Below are 22,042 nucleotides of genomic sequence, written 5' to 3'. Positions count from 1 at the left end.
ACCCTGGCTGTTACTGTTACATCCGAACGATTCTTGTTCCAATAACTTCTCCTTTAAGCACCCGGCTCAAGATCTTCGGCTCGCTGCCGTCCACAATGACAACCTCTTTCACTTTGCCTTGAATACATTTAATGGCGGCTCTCACTTTCGGAATCATTCCACCGTATATTTCGCCGCTCTGGATCATGTCTTCAATCTGCTGCACCGTTACCGAAGGAAGCACCTTCTTCACTCCGTCAACGCTCTTCATAATACCGGGTACATCGGTAACGACAATCATGCGGTCTACACCCAGATGGGAAGCGACAGCGCCAGCTGCTGTGTCTGCGTTGATATTATAGCGCTGTCCCGCAGCATCTACGCCTACAGGCGCGATTACTGGCATATACCCCAGGTTAACGATTCCTTCTATAATAGAAGCCTCTACTTGGGTGACATCTCCTACATGACCAACCTCAGCGCTATTGTTGACCGGCTTCGCCTGTATGAGACCGCCATCTACGCCGGACAGCCCGAGTGCCCTTGCTCCAGTCCCCTGAATAAGACGCACGATCTGTTTGTTGATGCTGCCTGCCAGCACCATTTCCACGACATCCAGCACTGCCTCTGTCGTCTTGCGCAGTCCATTCACAAATTCAGTTTCAATTCCGAGCTTCTCCAAATTGTCTGAAATCGCCGGACCGCCGCCATGAACGATAACTGGCGCTGCGCCTTCGGCCTGAAGATCACGCAAATCCTCGAAAAAAGAAGCCGGCAGCGCTGCAAGTGTACTGCCCCCGCATTTCATTACAAAGGCCCCTGCCGTCTTCTCGCTCGCGCTCTTCTGCACTTCTGCACTTGCCTGTGTCATTTCTCCTCTCCCCTTTCCCAAGTATCCTTACGTCCGATATGCAGCATTAATCCGTACATAGTCATAGGTCAGATCACAGCCCCAGGCAGTAGCCTTGCCCGCGCCGCCATGAAGATCAACAAAGATCTGAACTGTATCGCCTTGAAGATAGACAAGCGCTTCATCTTCACTGAAAGCAACAGGGCGAGAGCCTTGCAGCACCAATAGATCTCCCAGCTTCACATCAACCTGCTCCGGATTCACCGGCACACCTGCACGACCCACTGCAGCAATGATCCGTCCCCAGTTGGCATCTGCGCCAAACATGGCCGTCTTGACCAGACTGGAACCAATGACGGTCTTCGCGATCGCTCTGGCGGAATCATCGGAGCCAGCTCCTTGAATGTTTACTTCAACCAGCTTCGTTGCACCTTCCCCGTCTCTTGCAATCGCCTTGGCCAGCACCTCGCATACATAGCTGAAAGCTTCCGCAAAAGTCTCCCAGTCTTTATGCTGCGGTGTCAGTGTATCATTGCCTGCCAGCCCGCTGGACATCGCAACCAGCATATCGTTCGTGCTAGTGTCGCCATCCACTGTGATCATATTGAAGGTCGCATCTGTCGATTGACCCAGCAGCCCTTGCAATGCCTGCTGTTCGATCGCTGCATCACAGGTTACAAAAGCAAGCATCGTCGCCATATTGGGATGAATCATCCCCGAGCCCTTTGCTGCTCCCGCAATCGTTACTTGTTTGCCATCCACCTGTGTCGTGACACAGATTTCTTTCTTCACAAGATCGGTTGTCAAAATCGCTTGAGAGAACTCACCCGCTACCTCAGCGCCCTTGCCCATCTTCGCAGGCATCGCCTTAATTCCGGCATGCACACAATCCATCTTGAGCAGTTCGCCAATGACGCCAGTTGAAGCAACAGCTACATCCACTTCGGCCACACCCAGCTCACGCGCAGCGGCTGCTCTCATCGCATAAGCATCTTCTTCTCCCTGCTTGCCAGTCACGGCGTTCGCATTACCGCTGTTCACGATAATGGCTTGAAGCTTGCCGTTCTTCAGACTCTCTCTTGTCACTTGGAGCGGCGCCGCCTGGAATGCATTTGTTGTATACACGGCAGCAGCATTCGCGATTACATCACATTTAATGGCGCCAAGGTCGTTGCGATCCGTCTTCTTGAGTCCACAATGCAAACCTCCTGCGCTGAAGCCTAATGGCGATACGATCGTTCCGTTGTCCACGATGCTAAAAGCCTGAATTGCAACCTGTCCCATGATTTCTTCCCCATCCTATCCTAGTTAATATGAAAAGCCGGACATGCACGGATTATGCTTATTACATTTATGGGTATACTGGTGAGAATTGAAGCCCTGTTGCTTCATCCCAGCCCATCATCAGATTCAAATTCTGAATGGCCTGCCCTGCAGCACCCTTCACGACATTATCAATGACAGCGAAGATGGTAACTCTTCCTGTACGGGAGTCGGCTGAGAAGCCAATGTCACAATAATTGGATGCGAACACTTCCTTCGTCGCTGGCCAGCTGCCCGCTTGCCTGATTCGAACGAACGGCTTGCCTTCATAGTACTGGTTATAAGCATCAATGAAATCCTGGTCTGCATAATCCCCGTTCAAGGATGCATAAATCGTGCTCATGATACCTCTTGTCATCGGAACGAGCTGTGTTGTGAACGTGACGTTTACTTTATGACCTGCTATATCTGTAAGTATCTGCTCAATCTCCGGTATGTGCTGGTGCTTATTCACCTTATAAGCTTTGAAATTCTCATTGATCTCGGCATAGTGTGAAGTCAGGCTTGTGCCTCGACCTGCTCCGGACACACCAGATTTCGCATCAATAATGATGCTTGCAGGATCAATCATGCCTGCTGTGATCGCAGGAATCAGACCAAGCAGCGTAGCTGTCGGATAACAGCCCGGATTAGAGATGAAGTCTACACCTTGCACCTTCTCTCCATACACTTCGCTGAGTCCGTAAACAGCCTGCTCTAAATACCGATCCTCTGCAGGAGCATGCTTATACCATGACTCATACACCGTCCCATCCTTTAACCTGAAGTCGCCCGACAGGTCAATGACTTTGAGACCCGCATCAATGAGCTGAGGAACGAGCTGTGTGCTTACCCCGGATGGAGTAGCTGTGAATACAAGATCCACGTTCGCCGCCATATTGGCTACGTCGATGCCGTCCAGTGTCTGCTCCATAATGGTATTCAAGTGTGGGAACCCTTCCGCAATGGATACTCCGCTCGTTGAAGATGAAATGACCGAGGCGATCTCTACATTCGGATGATGCTGTAAAAAACGAATGAGCTCCACTCCGCCGTACCCAGTGGAACCCACGATTGCTACCTTTAATTTGTTATTCACAATGTCTCCCCTTCTCTCTTAAGCTGAGCTTAGTTCATGCAACTCTCTATGTATGCAGCACTCTAATCGACTGTGCCTGTAATGTCTGCAATTCTGAATTCTCCTCACTATTCTTTCGTATTCCTCAATACATTTAACGATACGTTCTCTTTAATAGATGTGAATTATTATACATCCAGACTTATATAAATACAACACTTTATGCATGATTTCTATTTGTTATTATTCGTTCCTGATTCTTCCCTTGGCCAAAAAAATGATGACATGCTATGAAATCTCTTTTCGTTGATTCCGATTGAGTGATATGATGCATAATAGGGTTAATTAAGATCATAGATAGACTGGGCTAATATGCCTAGCTACATAGATATCATCGAATTTGGAGGAACTACTCACTTGGATATCAACCATATCAGCTACATTGTAGTGATCATCATCAATATGTTACTCGCTGCCGCTCTTATATTTCTGGAACGCAAAGATGCTTCTTCCACCTGGGCTTGGCTGCTCGTGCTTACCTTTATCCCGATTGTGGGATTCATACTCTACCTCCTGCTCGGACAAAATCTTACAAGATACCGTCTATTTCAATGGAAGGAACGCGCCAAGCTTAACATCGACCAGATGGTCATCGATCAGATTCGCCACCTGCAGGAGAAGGATTTCCCATTCCGCAAACAAGACACTTTAGAGTACAAGGATTTTATTTATATGCATTTAATTCAGAATGGTGCGTTATTCACGGAAGACAATAGTGTCGAAATCTTCTGCGACGGACATCATAAATTTAACAAGCTGATGGAAGACATTGAAAATGCACAGGATCATATTCATATCCAGTACTATATTTTTCGAGGGGATGGGCTCGGGAGGAGCATACGAAATGCGCTGATCAAGAAAGCCAGAGAAGGCGTGTATGTACGGGTGCTGTATGATGCGCTCGGCTCACGGAGCATGAAGAAGAGCTTCTTCAAGGAGCTCGTTGCGGCCGGCGGGAAGGTCGAGGTCTTTTTCCCATCGAAGTTCAGGCTGATCAACCTGCGGCTTAATTACCGTAATCACCGCAAGCTGGTTATCATTGATGGAATTATCGGCTATACAGGCGGGTTTAATGTAGGGGACGAATATCTCGGCAAGGATAAGCAGTTTGGATATTGGCGCGACACCCATCTGCGGATTCAAGGAACTGCGGTTTCCACACTACAGGCCCGGTTCATTATGGACTGGAATGAAGCGTCACGCTATCATGACATTACGTTTGTACCTGAACATTTCCCCGAGCCGGAAGGCAAGGATCACATCGGTATGCAGATCGTAACGAGCGGACCCGATGCCGAGATCGAACATATCAAGAACGGTTACATCAAGATGATCTCTGCTGCGAAGAAATCCATCATCATTCAGACACCGTATTTCATTCCCGATGCCAGTATGCTCGATGCGGTACGGATTGCCTGCCTGTCAGGAATTGATGTACGCATTATGATTCCGAATAAGCCGGACCATATGTTTGTCTACTGGGCCACAACATCGTACGTCGGTGAGCTTATCAAGGTCGGCGCCAAGATCTATATCTATGATAACGGCTTCCTGCATACCAAAATGATCGTCGTGGATAAGAAAATGGCTACGATCGGTACAGCCAACTTCGATGTCCGCAGCTTCAGGCTTAACTTCGAGATCAATGCTTTTATTTACGATTCCAAGATTGCGCTGGAGCTGACGGATGCATTTGAAAAAGATATGCAGCTCTCTGCCGAGATGACGGCAGAACACTACAGGCAGCGCTCACTCTGGATTCGGTTCAAGGAATCCATATCCAGGCTGCTGTCGCCTATTTTATAGCTTGACAACACACAAAAGGGAGTGACTCCAGCAAGCTTATGGGTCACTCCCTTTTGTTACTTCATTTTTAACTTATTCACTTATTCATTAGTCCTATTCTTCAGCGACTCAGCTTGCATCTCTACATCTATTAGCTGTACTTAAAAATTTTACATCTCTGTAGCTGTACATAAAACTCATGTATATCTCTATTAGCTGTTCATGTAACTCTCTACTTCTCTATAGCTATTCATATAATTCTTCTGCATCTGTACTCGCTGTTCTACGGTTGAGTTCATGAACTTCGTTTATCCACAGTACGCCTAAATAAAACTAATGCCTATCAAACAGCTAACGCTCTTCTGTTTAGAACGTCTTCTTGAAGCCTTCCCCGAGCACCTCATGCGCATTGGTAATGGTCACAAAAGCATTCGGATCCACCGCACGAACGAGCGTCTTTAATCTCGCAATCTCACTTTGACCCACAACAACCATCAGCACCGTACGGTCATCATCCGTATAACCGCCTTGGGCAGAGAGCTTCGTTACTCCTCGGTCCAGATCGTGCAGAATGGACTTCGTAATCGGTTCCGTATGATTGGATATGATGTAAGCGACTTTGGAGGTGCCAAATCCCATTTCAACCGCATCGATCACTTTTCCCGTGACATATAAACTGATGAGTGCATAAAGCGAGTTCTCCAATGACAGCAGCATCCCTGCCAGAACAATAACGGCTCCATCCAGCAGCATGACACTCAGGGACAGCCGGAGACCACTGTATTTTTGAATAATTTGTGCAAGAATGGTCAGTCCCCCGGTGGAGCCTCGTCCGCGGTATACGATACCAATTCCGAGTCCCACGCCAATCCCCCCAAAGATCGAAGCCAGCAGCGGGTTGCTGGTAGGCACCGTCCAATCCTTGGTTAGAAATACGAATAGCGGAAGCATCACACTTCCTAGCAGAGACCGGATGGCATATTGTCTTCCCAGTATCGAATACCCTGCAATGAATAATGGAATGTTCAGTGCCCACTGCGTAAACGCCGGTTCGAATCCGAAGGCGGCCTGCCCCAGAATCGAGATACCCGATACACCGCCGGAGGCGATCAGGTTCGGCACGAGAAACAGATTGAAGGCAATGGACATGACGAATGCCCCGAATATGATGAAAAAGGCATCAACGACCACTCGCTGCGGACCGTCCACCGGAATGAGATTTGAAGCTCTTTTGTTCCTGCTCTTGCGCTCTTGTGCGTGCTGCATCTTGATTACTGTCTCCCCTTAATTAGATGATCGATGAATCAATTCCATAACTAAAGACAACCAAAAAAATTCCTACACGGCTATACTCAACCTTACCATGTAGGAATTCCATATAAATTATTCAGACTCCAGCTTAATTTGCTTGCGGAGGTATCCATCAATGAAAGCGTCGAGATCGCCGTCCATTACTGCGCCTACGTTCCCCGTCTCCACGGATGTGCGGTGATCCTTTACCATACTATAGGGATGGAATACATAGGAGCGGATCTGGCTGCCCCAGGCAATTTCCGACTGTTCTCCTCGGATTTCATCCAGTGCTTTTTGCTGCTCTTCCAGTTTTCTCTCGTACAGCTTCGAGCGAAGCATCGTCATGGCACGCTCACGGTTCTTGATCTGAGAGCGCTCATTCTGGCATGTAACGACGACACCGGTCGGAATATGTGTAATCCGTACAGCGGAGTCCGTCGTATTGATGTGCTGACCGCCGGCACCGCTCGCACGGTACGTGTCGATCTTCAAATCTTCAGTCCGGATGTCCACTTCGACGTCCTCTGTAATCTCCGGTACAACATCACAGGATACGAAGGAGGTGTGTCTGCGGCCGGAGGAATCGAATGGCGAGATTCGCACCAGACGGTGTACACCCTTCTCGGCTTTGAGGTAACCATAAGCATTATAGCCTTTAATGGACAAGGTCACGCTCTTGATTCCCGCTTCATCCCCAGGAAGGTAATCCAGCACTTCGACCTTGAAGCCGCGCTTCTCTGCCCAGCGGGTATACATCCGAAGCAGCATTTGCCCCCAATCCTGGGACTCTGTGCCGCCGGCACCTGGATGCAGCTCCAGAATGGCATTCATTTTGTCATATGGCTGATCCAGCAACAGCTGCAGTTCGAAATCCTCCAGCTTGCTCACCAGGGCTTTGATCGTTTCACCGATTTCTGCCGCGATGCTCTCATCGCCTTCCTCTTCCGCCAGCTCGATCATCATGCTCGCATCATCATATTCCTGCTGCAGCTTCTTGTACAGATCGACAGAACCTTTGACCGCATTCATCTCAGAGATTAGGGACTGTGCTTTATCATTATCATCCCAAAAATCAGGGACTGACATCTTCTCCTCAAAGTTAGCGATCATTTCATTCTTCAGATCTAAGTCAAAGAGACCCCCTAAGGTTGGTTAATTTCTTGCTGATCTCGCGCAAATCCTGCTTAATGCTTGGTTCAATCATGATTTACAGATTCCTCTCTTTACTTGTAGATAAAGCCCCAATGAGACCTGCCCGATTACAGTAACAAGGACAAGTCTCAAGGAGCTGTATTATAAAAATAAACCTATTTCGGATTATGCATCACGCCATCCCACGAATCCTGCGCATCACACAGGTGGGATTCAGAGCAAAATCCTCTATTTTATATTCTATGCCGAATTAAGAAGTTTGACCATGGCAATGTTTATATTTCTTGCCGCTGCCGCAAGGACAAGGATCGTTGCGTCCGATTTGGTCTGCTACCTTCACGGGGCGCTTCTCCGCAGGCTCACCGCTTGTCGAGATCTGCTTCTCGTCCACAACCGCTTGACGCTCCTGGTTGCTCTCGATTTGCGCTCTCATGACATAAGTCGCGACTTCCTCCTGAATTGTGGAGATCATCTCGTTGAACATGGCAAATCCTTCAAACTGATATTCGCGAAGCGGATCTGTACCGCCGTATGCGCGAAGGTGAATCCCTTGACGCAGCTGATCCATCGCATCAATATGATCCATCCATTTGCTGTCGACAGCACGAAGCACAATAACCTTCTCGAACTCACGCACCATTTCTTCCCCGATGCGTTCTTCCCGGGCGTCATACTTCTCCTGCACCTTGCCAAAGATGAACTCAACGATCTCTTCAACCTCTTTGCCCCATAGATCATCACGAGTAATGGCGCCTTCTTCCAGCATCTTGCTGTTCATATAATCTGCCACTTCCTGCAGCTCCCAGTTCTCTGGGATATCGTCCGGACAGTGGGCTTCCACATTACGCTGAATCGTTCCACGGATCATCTCCATGACGATCTGCTTGATGTTCTCGGACTCCAGCACTTCACGGCGCTGTTTGTAAATGACTTCACGCTGCTGGTTCATGACATCGTCATATTGGAGAACGACTTTACGCATATCAAAGTTATTGCCTTCAACACGCTTCTGAGCCGATTCTACGGCACGCGTAATCATCTTGCTCTCGATTGGCTGATCTTCCTCGAAGCCAAGGCGCTCCATCATGTTCAGTACGTTGTCCGCACCGAAGCGCTTCATGAGTTCATCGCCAAGTGACAGGTAGAACTGCGTCGAACCCGGGTCACCCTGACGTCCGGCACGACCACGCAGCTGGTTATCAATCCGTCTCGATTCATGACGCTCTGTACCGATGATGTGCAGACCGCCAAGCTCCGCTACGCCTTCACCCAGAATAATATCTGTACCGCGTCCAGCCATGTTCGTCGCAATCGTTACCGCTCCCGCCTGACCTGCACCAGAGATAATCTGCGCTTCCTCCGCATGGTATTTCGCATTCAATACTTGGTGCTTCACGCCTTTGCGCTTCAGCATATCAGACAGAACCTCGGAGTTCTCAATGGACACCGTACCCACGAGTACCGGCTGTTTCTTCGCATGACGTTCTACGATCTCGTTCACCGCGGCTCTGAACTTGCTGTCTACGCTCTTGTAGACCACATCCGCCATATCCTGACGCTGGTTCGGACGGTTCGTCGGTACTTGAAGTACTTCAAGTCCATAAATCTTCTTGAACTCTTCTTCCTCCGTCTTCGCCGTACCGGTCATCCCCGCCAGCTTCTTGTACATCCGGAAATAGTTCTGGAAGGTAATCGTCGCAAGCGTCATGCTCTCGTTCTGGACTTCAATGCCTTCCTTCGCTTCAATCGCCTGGTGCAGACCATCGCTGTAACGACGTCCCGCCATCAGACGGCCTGTAAATTCATCAACAATGACAACTTCGCCTTCTGCAACGACGTAATCCACGTCACGACGCATGATGACATTTGCCTTCAGACCCTGCACGATATGGTGGTTCAGCGTTACATGGGCTTGGTCGTACAAGTTATCAATGCCAAAAGCACGCTCAGCCTTAGCAACCCCTGCTTCGGTCAGCGCTACGGATTTTACCTTGATATCTACAGTGTAGTCTTCTTCAGCGACCAGCTTCTTCACGAAACGATCGGCTGCAAAATAGAGCTCTGTCGATTTCTGGGCTTGTCCGGAAATGATGAGCGGTGTACGCGCTTCGTCAACAAGAATGGAGTCCACTTCGTCAATAATACAGAAATAGAGCGGACGCTGTACCATTTGTTCCTTGTATAGAACCATGTTGTCACGCAGGTAGTCGAACCCGTACTCGTTGTTCGTTCCGTACGTGATATCACAGGCATATGCTGCCTGCTTGGACGCATGGTCCATGCCGCTGAGGTTAATCCCAACCGTCATGCCGAGGTACTCATAAATCTGTCCCATCTCCTGGCTGTCACGCTGAGCCAAATAGTCATTGACCGTAACCACGTGAGCCCCCTTGCCAAGAAGTGCATTGAGATAGACGGGCAGCGTTCCGACGAGCGTCTTCCCTTCTCCTGTCTTCATCTCGGCAATCCGGCCCTCATGCAGCGCAATACCGCCAAGCAGCTGTACGTCATAATGACGTTTATTCAAGACACGCTTCGACGCTTCCCGTACCGTAGCAAAGGCTTCCGGCAGTATCTCTTCAAGGGTTGCCCCCTTCTCAATCCGTGCACGGAACTCCTCTGTCTTCCCTTTAAGCTGAGCGTCGGAAAGCGCGGTAAATTCCGGTTCCATTTTATTAATAGCATCGACCGTCTTCATCAGACGTTTGACATCACGCTCGTTGGTGTCGCCGAAGATCTTCTTCACTAGTCCTAGCATGGTTAACCCCTTTCGTGCAAAACAGATGTTAGAATCAAACTCGGCATGCAAAGGGTAAAAGTTAGGAACTTGAGTGGTTCATCTGTCATTCAAAGTTCTTACATGCACAAGCTGATGTTATATCGAATCCTTCATAAGATCTTTATGCATATTAAAATGCGGTGAATCCATTCCATCACCCCATAAAACGAGGAATTTGATTCAGCGGTATACATAAAAATGGTTTTGCCTAAATTGTAACAGTTTGTCAAGGCTGTCGCAACACGACAAGCCCTTTATTTTCACCGAATTCCGCTATTGAAATGAGCAATGAAACTCATCACAGCCCTATCCCATCCTCCGGCAAGACCCTGTATATATAGACGCATGAGCCTAATATTAAGTTTCGCTATATTACGAAGACATTATGTGGGAAAATACAAAAAAGAGCCCCTGCTCATCAAAGAGAGGGCTCATACGACAACGGGACTCTGGCATTTTCCGAAGGAACTGAGAACGAATACTTTAGCCGGTGCCCGATTCCGCGTAATCCCACACGGTTATCTTCATGCCTTCACGAGCCAAATAAACCGCATTTCGCCCTTCTCCCTCTGCAATAGCGAGTGCATCACCTGAGAGTGCTAGTTTCTTATGCATGTCGGCAATGAATACATTCGCTTCTGTTCCAAATACGAAATCTCCCCCCTGAAACCGTTCATTCCATGGATTCATCGTTTCACACCTCTTTTTCGTCGTTCACTTTATCCTCCAGCCTGAATCTGTACCAGCTCTGTACCAACCTAGTCTAATACCATATTACCATGGCTGAGGCAAGGTTGCAGCGAGCCCTCTCATGACCCCGTATTTCTTCTTGTAATGGCTTAAAGTCAAGAGCGGCCATATGTACCGATAGCTGTGATAGTGAGTATAGAAGCTGCCCGGAAGCCCGGCACCCATCGGATAGGAGGCCGTCCAGTCGTCTTCATGAAGCAATTCGATGAGCCTGTTTATCCCTCTGTTAACGGCAGTGGACGGCTCTGCCTGAACCGCTATGAGTGCATCGAGTGCCCACGCGGTTTGGGATGCCGTGCTTTGGCCTAGAGGCATGTATTGCATCGTACGATCGCTGGTGCAGGATTCACCCCAGCCCCCGTCCGGATTCTGTGTCTCAAGGAGCCATGCGGCTCCTCTTTGAATCGCCGAATGGTCCGCCGGCAGACCGGCAGCCTCTAAACCTGTCAATGCTGCCCAGGTGCCGTAAATGTAACAGATCCCCCATCTTCCATACCATGATCCATTTTTTTCCTGATGAGTGATAAGCCATTCGGTTCCTCGTTTGATAAAATCATGCTTCATGCCGAATCCGCAAAAGTTTCCGAGATATTCAAGCGTGCGTCCGGTAAGGTCGGCCCCTGAGGGGTCAATGGCGGCGGATTTCGCACCGTCTATCGCCAGCCACGTCAGCATTTCCTTATCGGTATTTTTTTCGAAGGCGGGCCATCCGCCATCTTTATTTTGCATCGATAACACCCAGTTCAGTCCCCGATTGGTTGAATGCTGATAAATGGGCGTGGTATGCGACAACGAGTGGATCGCTCTTAAAGCCGCAGTCGTGTCATCCACATCAGGATTCAAGGTATTGGACTCGGAGAAGCCCCATCCGCCGGGAACCGTATCCCGGTTATGAATGCTCCAATCCGCCGTTTTATCCTGTTGTCTGGATAAGAGATAGGCTGCTGCCCGCTGTGTCAACTGTTGATCCCCGGCGACGCCGGACTCCTGCAGCGCATAGGAAATCAAAGCCGTGTCCCAAATCGTCGAGGGCGAATTCTGAATCGTGACCTTGCCGTCCACGCGGCACTGCAGCGCGGTCAGCCCTTGAACCGCATTCATGATGATGGGATGCCGTTTATCATAGCCCAGTGCAAGCAGGGCAAATACCATAAGAATGGTGCTGCTCGCATAACTATAGAGGGTGCCGTCCGATTCGATCCGGTCCAGCATGAATTTCTCCCCCTTGGTTAAGGCGGCTTCATGGATGTAACGAGGAGTTCCCAGTAGTCTGCTGAGACCCATACGTATGCTTTCCCCAATCTCCCGATTTTCCTGGGGTAACGTATCATCGTCATCATCGCGGGAATCACTCAGATCGGATAAATCGGGAGCCGTCTCCGTAGATATGGAGAAATTCCGGTCCGCCATAATCAGCATGGGAATGAGATGAATGCGGGAGTACCCTGAGAATTCATATAGATTGATGGGCAGATAGGCAGGAAACAGAATGATCTCCAGCGGTATGAGCGATATAGACGCCGGCCACTTTCGCTGGCCCGTTGCAGCCAGGATCGCTTTTGTCAAAACGCTCTTGGATTTACCCAGCCCGCCTTGCGATTGAATGTATCGCCTGGCCAGTTCCATGTGTTTGTCGTACCATTTGCTGAATCCGGAGTAGAGCAGCCCATAATAAGCATCAATAGTAGCCGATAAGCTGCCTCCTTCTTCGTCGTGATACCAGCGCCAACAGCCTTCCGGCTGCTGCTCTGCAAGGATGCGATCATGCAATTCTCTGATAAGCTCTTCATTCTGAATCTCCAATATTCGAAAAAGGATTATGACATAGGCATCCAGCGTGATCCCGTTCTCAAAGCAAAAATGCCAGGACCCGTCTTGATGCTGCCGTTGTATGAAAAAATCAGTCAGCTTGCTTATTTCCTCTTCTACCGCACTCTGTACATCATTCATGTTCTCGTACCTCCATCGTTGCCTCATGATGAACATTATATGAGTGCAGGAATAAGGAAATGATGTGCCGCTTAAGGAACGTCAGAAACGATCATAGATCTCCATAGAGACCAGGGTCTGCCTATCATAAAATGTCCAGCCCAATTTTGATGGCCGTCATCAGGATTAACACAGCTAGATACCGCCATATAAGACAAACACCCTTTTCCTATCCGAACAAACTGATAGAGCTCACCGCCGTCTGCGAGGTTTCCGACCTTCAGCGGAACCAGATATTCACTCCAAGCTTTCATGCCGCTCTTCAGATAAGCCACAATCCGGCCATGCTCGGCCAGCATCTCAGCCACCATTACCGAAGAGCCTTCCTTGGCGCATACCACGAGCACCTCTTGATCTGACGGAATCTGATCCAGAATATCCTCTACCCCGTCGATCAGATCAAAGTAGGGTATATTCAGATGCTTCAATTGTTCACCTTCAATGCTTCCTCTCTTCAAAATCCGAAGGATTGCGAACGTCCAGAATGAACTGACTTTCTTTGTGAATTACCTTCATGGCAAGATTCTTGTGCTTGCATTTCTCGTACTGTCATGTTGAAATTCCTCCCGTAGATTTATAATGCCTCGGGCCATCAACCTGTATATCCTACGCCCTATCAAACCGTCAGTCTTGCATAGGCACCCAGCACCCTGTGATCCATCAGCTTATTCGGCCAAGCTCTTCGTTGCTCCGCTTCAGCCACTCATTCCCGGTACTACATTCAGTACACTTGTAAAACCGCTTGCGGCAAGCTTTTGCGCCGCCATATCGCTGCGGGTTCCCGTGCGGCAGATAACGTAAATGAAGTCCTGCCTATTCAGTTCATTCAGTCGCTGATCCAGCTCGCCAAGCGGAATGGATACCGCATTCGGAATATGCTTGAAGGCAAATTCCGCCGTTTCCCTCACATCGAGAATCACGACCGGTGCGCCGGACTGCAGTTCCTCTTCCAATTGCGCATTAGTAGCCACATGTGGGTAGGATCGTTCCGCCGCCTCCTCCCCTGAAGACTTGCGCAGGTAATGCTTCAGCACGTCACCCTCTTTAATCGTTCCAGGATAATGGTGTCCCGTGCTTTCCGCTCACGCTTTCAGGTCGGCCTTGGACCCTTTGTCAGTCGCCTCAACCTCCAGCACTTGGCCACCTTCAAATTCCTTCATCACTTTTTTGGTACGAACGATGGGCATCGGGCAAGCCAGCCCATTCGCGTCAAGCTTTGCATTGGAAACAATTGCGGTCATATCGTTTCGAGCCTTCATTCTATTTCTTATACCCCATAGGGTATATTTGATTTCAAAAAAAAGGTGCGGCAAACACACCTGTTACGGTTATACCAAAAACCAACCTACTCGGTCTTGCCTTCCCATGCGAGCATGCCGCCCGTCATGTTGATGACTTGATAGCCCTGACCCTCCAAGTATTCCGTCGCCCTGCCGCTGCGACCGCCGGATCGGCATACCACAATGTATTCCTTCGACTGATCCAAATCCTGCTTGCGAAATTCAACCAAACCAAGTGGAATGTTGACTGCGCCTGGAATTTTTCCTTCTGCAACTTCTTCCGTCTCTCGCACATCGATAATATGCAGGATTGTTCCCTCTTCCAGCTTCTTCTCTACTTCTTTAGGAGAAATCTCTCTCATACCTGTATACACTCCCTCTTCATAATAATATTCAGGACCACGAACTCATACCGCCTTTGACATTCGTTACCTTCTCAAAACCTGATTTCTTCAAAAATGCACCCGCCTTACTGCTTCTCATGCCGCTCTGACAGATCAATACCACTTCCTGTTCCTTCAAAAGTGAGTCACTGCTTAACCGAAGCTGATCCAGCGGAATATTGCGAAAGCCTCGAATATGATTTGCCTTGAATTCACGCGGTGAACGGACGTCGATGAATTGTTTGTTCCGATTCGCCAGTTCATCCTTCAGCTGGGCTGCCGTAATCTGCCTGACTCCCTTCGCCGGAAGAATTCTCCATAGGATAAATCCAATAATAAGTGCAATGAACACGATATTTAACATATTTCCCCCTTGATATTGAGGTACAATCACCCTGGCTCATTAAATGAACAAGTTTACGTTGCCATCTTGGGCATCACCCAGATAACCGGCTATACCCGCATATTCAATATCCTCAAACAGCTCCTCTTTTTGCAAACCAAGGAGATCCATCGTCATCGTGCAGCAACCAGCTTCACGTCTTGCTCCTTAGCCAGTTCAATAAACTGTGGCAGCGGAACAGCATTGTGCTTCTTGATAACATCTTTAATCATTTTAGGACCCATCCCCGCAAAATTCATTCTGGAGAGTCCCATGTTATCTGCCCCGTGCGGCATCATTTTTCCGAACATAGCTTCTGTCACCTCGTGATCTCCCCTTGTAATTCATAATGTTAGATTTTACTGTATTTACACATACCCCTATGGGTATATAAACATTCAAAAAAAACATCCCTTCCTAATTCAAAATTTCAATAAATTACCGTCTTCTTGAAGTTCCAGCAATTCGCTGCCAGTCGACTTGGCCCATGCCGTCAAATCACTCTTCGCGTGGATCCGTTGTATGAATCTCCAGCACCTGGCCTGTTTCCATCCCCTTCATCTCCTGCTTTCGATCGGATCCAACCTGCTCTCCAACAAAAAATAACGTCGGTTATCTGCTTCGTACGAGCAGGTTCACCGCTTCAACCACAAGCTTCTCTGTATCTTGTCCGCTTTCTTCGGCTTTCTGTACACATTCCACAAGGTTTGAGCTGACTACGACGCCAATCGTACGATCAATCGCCGTCCGCGCTGCCGATAGCTGGGTAATCACATCCTTGCAGTCCTTATTCTCCTCCATCATCTTCAGAATGCCCCGCAGCTGACCCTCAATGCGCTTCATCCGATTTTTCATCTGATCATTGTAATTCATCTCAAATCCTCCTGTCTGTATACGAATTCAATTACCCTATTATTCTTATCGTTCTACATGAAATATATACCCATAAGGGTATAGAGTCAAGTGTAGGGATATCTCCATCATCATGATGAAGTTTCATTTGGAATCCAATTGAACTTATCCCCTTTTTGATTTTTGTAACACACTTCATGTCTGCTCTATGCTATGATACCCCATAGGGTATATAAAAAACCATTCATAATATTCACCAATATAGGGAGGAATATACTATGGGCAACAAAATCATCATTGTTGCCGGTGTAGCCGGAGGAACTTCGGCAGCTGCCAGGCTGCGGAGACTGACGAGAGTTCGAGTATTATTTTAGTAGAACGGGGAGAATATATTTCGTTTGCCAACTGTGGTCTGCCATATTATATAGGAGAAACGATTCAGGAATGCAGTAAGCTGTTGGTTCAAACCGTACCTGGTCTCAGCAGCCGGCCGGTATCAATTGGATATACGGAATTTAAGCGAGGTTACGTCCATTCAGCGGCAAGAGAAGCAGGTTACCATTAAGAACCTTAGAGCCGGGGATATCTATACCGAAAGTTACGATTATTTGATTCTCTCGCCTGGCGCGAAGCCCATCGTGCCGGACATACCCGGCCTGTCGGAATCCCGCAACGTATTCACACTGCGCAATATCCCGGATACCGACCGGATCAAACAATATATAGAGAAAGAAAAGCCGAAGGAGGCCGTTGTCGTTGGGGGTGGATTTATAGGTCTTGAGATGGCCTCCATCGTACATTCACATCTGATGGAACAAGGGGTCCGTTTAATTCTGGAGGATGGTGTTCGAGCCTTTCACGATGGAGGGAGCCGGATCGAGCTTTCCAGCGGCCTGCTTGTGTCCACCGATATGACGCTCCTGTCTATTGGCGTTCGTCCCGAGAATGTGCTGGCTGTTGAAGCAGGTCTGCACGTCAATGAACGCGGCGGCATTCGTGTGAATGCCCATATGCAAACGTCCGATCCCCATATCTATGCCATCGGTGATGCCATTGAGGTGAATGATTATATTCACCAAAGCCCTGCCAATATTCCTCTCGCAGTACCTGCCAACCGGCAGGGGCGCCTTGTCGCAGACCATATCTATGGGAAAAGCAGCAGTTATAAGGGCACCCTTGGCTCGTCGATTGCCAAAGTCTTTGAACTGAAGGTAGCGGCTACGGGTTCCAATGAGAAACGACTCAAGCAGATGAATATCCCTTATCAGGCTATCCACATTCACCCTTTCTCTTGGTTATTTTCCAGTTAGTTTGATTCCTTGATTAATACCTTACAGCTGACATACTGTGCGGTTCCTTCATCATCATTTTTCATAAGTTAAAGTTCACTTCACATTAGCTCCGAGTTGTTGAAATCAAATAATTTGAAATACAATGAGATTTAGTCAAAAACTTAATGTTACTTGCTTACTCTTGCTCGATCAAGCCATACTTGCCGTCATTACGTTTGTACACGACATTGACCTCATTGTTCTCAATATTGGAGAATACAAAGAAGTTATGGCCGACCATGTTCATCTGTAAAATGGCTTCCTCCACATCCATCGGCTTCAGGAAGAATCTCTTCGTACGGACCACTTCCAGATCATCATACTCACTGTCCAGCTCCTCATCTGAGGCTGGGGACGGGCTGGCTGGAACATCTTCTACAAAAAACGTCTTCAAATTGTCATCTTGACGGAATTTGCGGTTGATCTTCGTCTTATGCTTCCGGATCTGACGTTCAAGCTTCTCCACCACAGCGTCAATGGAAGCGTACATGTCAGTACTCTCGTCTTCTGCACGAAGAACCAGACCTTTCATCGGAATCGTAACCTCAACAGTGTGGAACCCGCGGTGTACATTCACGCTTAGTGTCACATTGCCATCAGAGGTTAGAGGTTCATCGAAATACTTCTCTAGCTTGCTAAGTTTCTTGTCGACGTAATCTTTCAAAGCATCGGTAACCTCGATTTGTTGACCTCGAATACTCAAATTCATAGGGCAATTCCTCCTTTTCCTTTGCACCTCGATTATAACATGTTTGTTAGGCGAATGTAAAAATAATGAAGGTGTTTTACACACATATAACACAAAGTGATGACAATTGTATGAGGAGCGTTTGAGGTGAGCAGGAATCGGTTAAAATATTGTGTTATTCATGCATGAATGTCGAGAAGATTTGTGCAGATTTTGGCGGAGATTATCGCTTGTTTTGTCGGAAACTTAATAAAATACGAAATAAAAAAATCTGGGGATGCAAAAAAATAAACTTCAGATCTTGGTGAAAAAGCTTGGTGTCGCCCTAAATGAGGCTGAGATCTTGGGAAAGAACAAATTCTAGGATGAAATATGCGTAAAGTGAAATATATAATGCGATGAAATATATACAATGCAACCATGAATAATTACGAGTGTGTTGCCGGGCAATAATGAAGAAGCTGAATGGACTAGTCTAGTATGCGCGTAGCATCGTGCTCCATTACAGCGATGGGAATAAATGAAGCCCGCTGGAGATAACAAAAAAAACCTTGAGACAACTGTCTCAAGGTTGACGCTAGCTAAACTCAATTGTTAACCATCTAACCGTTATATGTAGGTCGGGCTAAGCCGAGATGATTATAATTTGATTACGTTAGCAGCTTGTGGTCCACGTGCGCCTTCGACGATTTCGAATTCTACAGATTGACCTTCTTCCAAAGTCTTGAAGCCTTCGGATTGGATTGCGGAAAAGTGTACGAATACGTCGCCGCCTTCCTCAGTCTCGATGAAACCATAACCTTTTTCTGCGTTAAACCATTTAACTTTACCTTGCATGCACGAACATTCCCTTCGTCATCAAATGAAGTGAGCTTGGCTCACAACTCCGACTATACCATCCAAAGTTATCCATTGTCAATTGGAAAAGAAAATGGTTACCTTCAAATATATTACATATGAATGTTAATATTTTGTCGAATTATGTTGTTATCTTGGCTTACTGTTGTATTATTTATACTAAGATGACGCCAGAGAATACACTGTAAAAAACAAAAAGATAGCTCTAACAAAAACCAGAGCTATCTAAGAAAGGCTAACAAATCTTGTATTGAAAAAGAATAATAACTGAAAGTCTATACTATTAAATCCTTTAATCTCTTAATTGATGGTGGGTAATTATAGCTCGCCGCCTTTTCATACTGTTCCTTTGCCAAATGCAGTTCTCCTGTCGCTTCATAGTACACACCTAAATTATGATGTGCAGCAAAACTCCCAGTACCCATTACACTGCCTTCCGAATGGCGTTCACCAATCTCAAGAGCTCTTAAGTAATATTTCTCAATAAGTGGTACTAAGCCAATGAATTGATCAGGATCACTTAATGTAACTTCTAATAAATAAAGACCGGATACAAAAAAGAAATCTGGGTTGTCCCACAGAAAGTCGCGATTATCCTCTATCACGTCCAATCCCTTATGTAAGAGATTAGAATTTACCATAGAATACAAATAATCGATAACTATTCTTGGAGCATAAGGTTCTTTCTTGCTCATTAATGTATAGGCTTGCTCCAAATACTTGTTTGATTCCCGATGCTCTTCTAATCCTCGATATTCTTTTGCAATTTGATAATAATAGTAAGGATCTTGAGGATTATCTTCAATCACATTCTTTAGTATCGGTATGTTTCTTGAACTTTTCTTTTTCTCCAGGTATCCATCGTGCTGTATTTCGACATCTAAAATTTTACGCGGAAGATCTGAATCTATTTGCTCATGTATCTTTCCCGTGTATCTGCAATGAGAAGGAAATAACCTGGATATAAATATCTGTTCGTGGTTACTGCCATCATGTCCTAGAAATGTATCTATTCTCTTTACTTTTCCGATGGCAGGCTCAGAGTGTATGAAAGTTTGAATCACTTCTCCACAATTATTAGAAATATATTCATCTGCATCAAGCACTATACTCCAATCACTTTTCACTTGCGAAAGAGCATAATTTCGTGCTGCTGAAAAATCCTGCCCCCACACGTAATCATAGATTCGAGCACTATAATTACGTGCAATGTCCTTCGTATTATCTGTCGATCCGGTGTCGACAATAATGATCTCATCTACGTACAGAGCAGCACTTTGCAGGCAACGATTTAGTACCGCTCCTTCGTCTTTAACAATCATAACAAGAGCAACGCTTTGCTTCATAGAGACCTCTATTCAACATCATTTTTGGATAGTCTGATCCAATCCAGTAATTCAGGGTGGCTCGTCTTTGATTCAGCAATGTCGAGATATCTCCTAGCCTTTTCTATGATTCTATCAGCACTTGATACAGCCGTGCGGCTTGATCATCCTTCTCATCCATAAACTCTAGGTACCGAATAGCATCAGCGTTCGCCCCAACCTGATAGAGGATAAATGCATAATTAAATAATGTATCATGATGCTTGTTATCTATCTCAAGGGATGCGTTAAGAAGAGGAATGATATCATTGAACCGTCCATGAGTGTAGAAATGATTTACTAGAACATTTAAAAGACGCTGCTTATCCACGTCCATACTTGACACCGATTCAATAAGTACATCTGTACCTATGGATTGATCCACTAGTTTCTCAATAATTAGCAGTACAGGTGCCTCTGTTTCACCTTGACTGATCTGAATCAACAAGCTAGTCAAGTCAACATTTGGTGAGAGAGCATCCCTTCGCTCTGCTCTAATCATATATTTATCTGCAGCAAGATGACTCGCATCTTTCAAGCCTGCTATTGTGATTAATTGGGCCACAAACTGACTTTCAACATCAGACATGTGACTACTAACAAGATTTATATCGAGTTTCCCATAGCCTGATTCTTCAAAGAGAAGTTGAATATCTTGTATAGTAAATAAATGCGAGATTTCCTTATTCCCTGAATTATATAGAGACCTGTTTTTTAATAGTGAGTAGATTACACTATAATGGGATGCGTTTGGAACACTCGCTATTAAAGCTCCCTCTTGCTTAAGGGCTTCTTTTAGCTTGATCAGTAAATTCAATGGGTCAATCAGCTGATGAAGCACATCACCTAACAATATATAGTCAAAATACTCTGCAGGATATGTGATTTCTTCAGCGTCACCAACTGTGATCTGCCCAAAAGCGCTAGCAATAGAAGCTGCCTCCGCATTTTTTTCAACACCGTATACTTCAGCGTTAGGGTAGTGATGCATAATTTTTAATAGAGATGCACCACATGCACATCCGATATCTAGAACGCGTATGTTCTTTTGAGAATCACGCTCATCTATTTGTCCAACTAAGTCTTCTCGAGCCTGAGTGTGTTGAGCAGTATGGAAACCCCATTTTTCCTCAAATTTCTCTCGATTATGATTCCAAAGCTGCTGGCGTTTTTCAGGCATGTCACCAAAAGAAGTCGACCCAAAATGATGAATAAACACATTCCTACAAAGGAATAATTGATATCCTGCCTTTATAATTCGGAAGGAATAGTCACTGTCTTCACACATACCTGGACTAAACATTTCATCGAGAAGACCAACTTGATCTATAACTTCCCTTTTGATGAGCATACAAAAACCGATCAATTTGAGTTTCTGCTCCCAGTCTGGCATCGTAGTGAGATTGTAGTTATTAGAAAAGCTCCACATTTCGTCTAGCGTCGAATAAGAAAAGGGAATCTCCTGATCCCCATAAGCACTGTTGGTTACGGGACCAACCGCACCAATTTTCTCTGAACTGTACAGGCAGTCTTTCATTAACTCCAGCCAATTCTCGGTTACCAGAACATCATTATTAAGAAGTAGAATATCGTCGCCGGTTGCTACCTCAATTCCCTGATTGCACCCTTTGGGGAATCCGACGTTTTCATTGTTGAATATGGTAAGAATATCTGTTTGTTCTGCAAGCCATTCCCTAGTACCGTCAGTCGATAGGTTGTCTACAACAATAAGTTGATATATACCCTTTTTCGTATACTTGCGGATACTCTCGATACAGGCTTGGGTGTAATCTAGTTTGTTGTAGGTGAGGATAACGATGCTGGTTTTGCTTGAAATTGAGTATTTTTGTTGCATGACACTGCACCTCTATCCGATTATTATAGTTC

At 46.6% G+C, this 22,042-nt stretch carries 15 protein-coding genes and 5 pseudogenes; 2 read left to right on the top strand and 18 right to left on the bottom strand.

All coding sequences use genetic code 11. The features are described 5' to 3' along the window. Window positions 1-16 precede the first annotated feature (16 nt). The 3 genes from argB to argC all read right to left on the bottom strand — a co-directional run bounded on the left by argB (window position 17) and on the right by argC (window position 3,230). On the bottom strand, window positions 17-850 hold the full coding sequence (gene argB, locus ACFQ3J_RS18445) for an acetylglutamate kinase (protein WP_091160727.1): 834 nt from the start codon (window positions 848-850) through the stop codon (window positions 17-19). Between the two features lie 27 nt (window positions 851-877). Continuing rightward, entirely contained in the window at window positions 878-2,113 is a 1,236-nt protein-coding gene (gene argJ / locus ACFQ3J_RS18440; RefSeq protein WP_251582846.1) for a bifunctional ornithine acetyltransferase/N-acetylglutamate synthase, read from the bottom strand. A 67-nt stretch (window positions 2,114-2,180) separates the two neighbouring features. After that, a complete protein-coding gene (argC, locus tag ACFQ3J_RS18435) occupies window positions 2,181-3,230 on the bottom strand; it encodes an N-acetyl-gamma-glutamyl-phosphate reductase (RefSeq protein ID WP_251582847.1) in 1,050 nt (349 codons plus the stop codon). Between the two features lie 396 nt (window positions 3,231-3,626). On the opposite strand from argC, the gene cls reads away from it, so the two are divergent. Then, the gene (gene cls / locus ACFQ3J_RS18430; RefSeq protein WP_280142886.1) at window positions 3,627-5,075 is read left to right on the top strand and encodes a cardiolipin synthase; all 1,449 of its coding nucleotides are present in this window, start codon (window positions 3,627-3,629) and stop codon (window positions 5,073-5,075) included. Window positions 5,076-5,420: 345 nt separating this feature from the next. Here cls and ACFQ3J_RS18425 read toward each other — a convergent pair whose 3' ends face one another. The 11 genes and pseudogenes from ACFQ3J_RS18425 to ACFQ3J_RS18375 all read right to left on the bottom strand — a co-directional run bounded on the left by ACFQ3J_RS18425 (window position 5,421) and on the right by ACFQ3J_RS18375 (window position 15,935). Beyond that, entirely contained in the window at window positions 5,421-6,320 is a 900-nt protein-coding gene (locus tag ACFQ3J_RS18425) for a YitT family protein (RefSeq protein ID WP_251582848.1), read from the bottom strand. A 117-nt stretch (window positions 6,321-6,437) separates the two neighbouring features. Beyond that, window positions 6,438-7,551 (bottom strand): peptide chain release factor 2 gene (prfB, locus tag ACFQ3J_RS18420; protein ID WP_139237024.1). Its coding sequence is split into 2 segments (ribosomal slippage): window positions 6,438-7,478 and window positions 7,480-7,551, totalling 1,113 coding nucleotides; the frame shifts between segments, so codons are not numbered across the junction. A gap of 198 nt (window positions 7,552-7,749) precedes the next feature. Further along, window positions 7,750-10,257, bottom strand: coding sequence for a preprotein translocase subunit SecA (gene secA, locus ACFQ3J_RS18415; protein WP_251582849.1), 2,508 nt, complete (start codon window positions 10,255-10,257; stop codon window positions 7,750-7,752). Between the two features lie 513 nt (window positions 10,258-10,770). Next, window positions 10,771-10,968 (bottom strand): annotated as a pseudogene (locus ACFQ3J_RS18410) (SAM-dependent methyltransferase); the annotation flags it as partial. 84 nt (window positions 10,969-11,052) lie between these two features. Continuing rightward, complete coding sequence (shc, locus tag ACFQ3J_RS18405) at window positions 11,053-12,978, bottom strand: squalene--hopene cyclase (protein ID WP_251582850.1); 1,926 nt, start codon at window positions 12,976-12,978, stop codon at window positions 11,053-11,055. Between the two features lie 173 nt (window positions 12,979-13,151). Next, window positions 13,152-13,570 (bottom strand): annotated as a pseudogene (locus ACFQ3J_RS18400) (rhodanese-like domain-containing protein); the annotation flags it as partial. Window positions 13,571-13,712: 142 nt separating this feature from the next. Then, window positions 13,713-14,258: pseudogene (locus ACFQ3J_RS18395) on the bottom strand (sulfurtransferase TusA family protein). A gap of 104 nt (window positions 14,259-14,362) precedes the next feature. Next, window positions 14,363-14,659, bottom strand: a complete 297-nt coding sequence (locus ACFQ3J_RS18390) for a rhodanese-like domain-containing protein (RefSeq protein ID WP_036637497.1) — start codon at window positions 14,657-14,659, stop codon at window positions 14,363-14,365. 31 nt (window positions 14,660-14,690) lie between these two features. Further along, window positions 14,691-15,044 carry a rhodanese-like domain-containing protein gene (locus ACFQ3J_RS18385; protein ID WP_251582851.1) on the bottom strand — a complete coding sequence of 118 codons (354 nt, stop codon included), beginning with the start codon at window positions 15,042-15,044 and terminating at the stop codon, window positions 14,691-14,693. Between the two features lie 39 nt (window positions 15,045-15,083). Continuing rightward, window positions 15,084-15,379 (bottom strand): annotated as a pseudogene (locus ACFQ3J_RS18380) (DsrE/DsrF/DrsH-like family protein); the annotation flags it as partial. 295 nt (window positions 15,380-15,674) lie between these two features. Next, complete coding sequence (locus tag ACFQ3J_RS18375; RefSeq protein WP_251582852.1) at window positions 15,675-15,935, bottom strand: metal-sensitive transcriptional regulator; 261 nt, start codon at window positions 15,933-15,935, stop codon at window positions 15,675-15,677. Window positions 15,936-16,192: 257 nt separating this feature from the next. Between ACFQ3J_RS18375 and ACFQ3J_RS18370 the strand changes: the two are divergent. Beyond that, window positions 16,193-17,206, top strand: a pseudogene (locus ACFQ3J_RS18370) (FAD-dependent oxidoreductase); the annotation flags it as partial. A 175-nt stretch (window positions 17,207-17,381) separates the two neighbouring features. Here ACFQ3J_RS18370 and hpf read toward each other — a convergent pair. From hpf to ACFQ3J_RS18350, 4 genes are all read right to left on the bottom strand, one after another. Beyond that, window positions 17,382-17,954 carry a ribosome hibernation-promoting factor, HPF/YfiA family gene (gene hpf, locus ACFQ3J_RS18365; RefSeq protein WP_091160741.1) on the bottom strand — a complete coding sequence of 191 codons (573 nt, stop codon included), beginning with the start codon at window positions 17,952-17,954 and terminating at the stop codon, window positions 17,382-17,384. Between the two features lie 618 nt (window positions 17,955-18,572). Continuing rightward, window positions 18,573-18,770: a cold-shock protein gene (locus tag ACFQ3J_RS18360; protein WP_007132290.1), complete on the bottom strand. Its 198-nt coding sequence runs from the start codon at window positions 18,768-18,770 to the stop codon at window positions 18,573-18,575. A 296-nt stretch (window positions 18,771-19,066) separates the two neighbouring features. Then, window positions 19,067-20,137, bottom strand: coding sequence for a tetratricopeptide repeat-containing glycosyltransferase family 2 protein (locus tag ACFQ3J_RS18355; RefSeq protein WP_251582853.1), 1,071 nt, complete (start codon window positions 20,135-20,137; stop codon window positions 19,067-19,069). 103 nt (window positions 20,138-20,240) lie between these two features. Beyond that, entirely contained in the window at window positions 20,241-22,010 is a 1,770-nt protein-coding gene (locus tag ACFQ3J_RS18350; RefSeq protein ID WP_251582854.1) for a glycosyltransferase, read from the bottom strand. Window positions 22,011-22,042: the final 32 nt, after the last annotated feature.

This window comes from Paenibacillus provencensis (genome assembly GCF_042678545.1).
GTDB lineage: Bacteria > Bacillota > Bacilli > Paenibacillales > Paenibacillaceae > Paenibacillus > Paenibacillus provencensis.
Note: the sequence above shows the minus strand (reverse complement) of the source record. Positions and strands in the feature narration are given on the sequence as shown.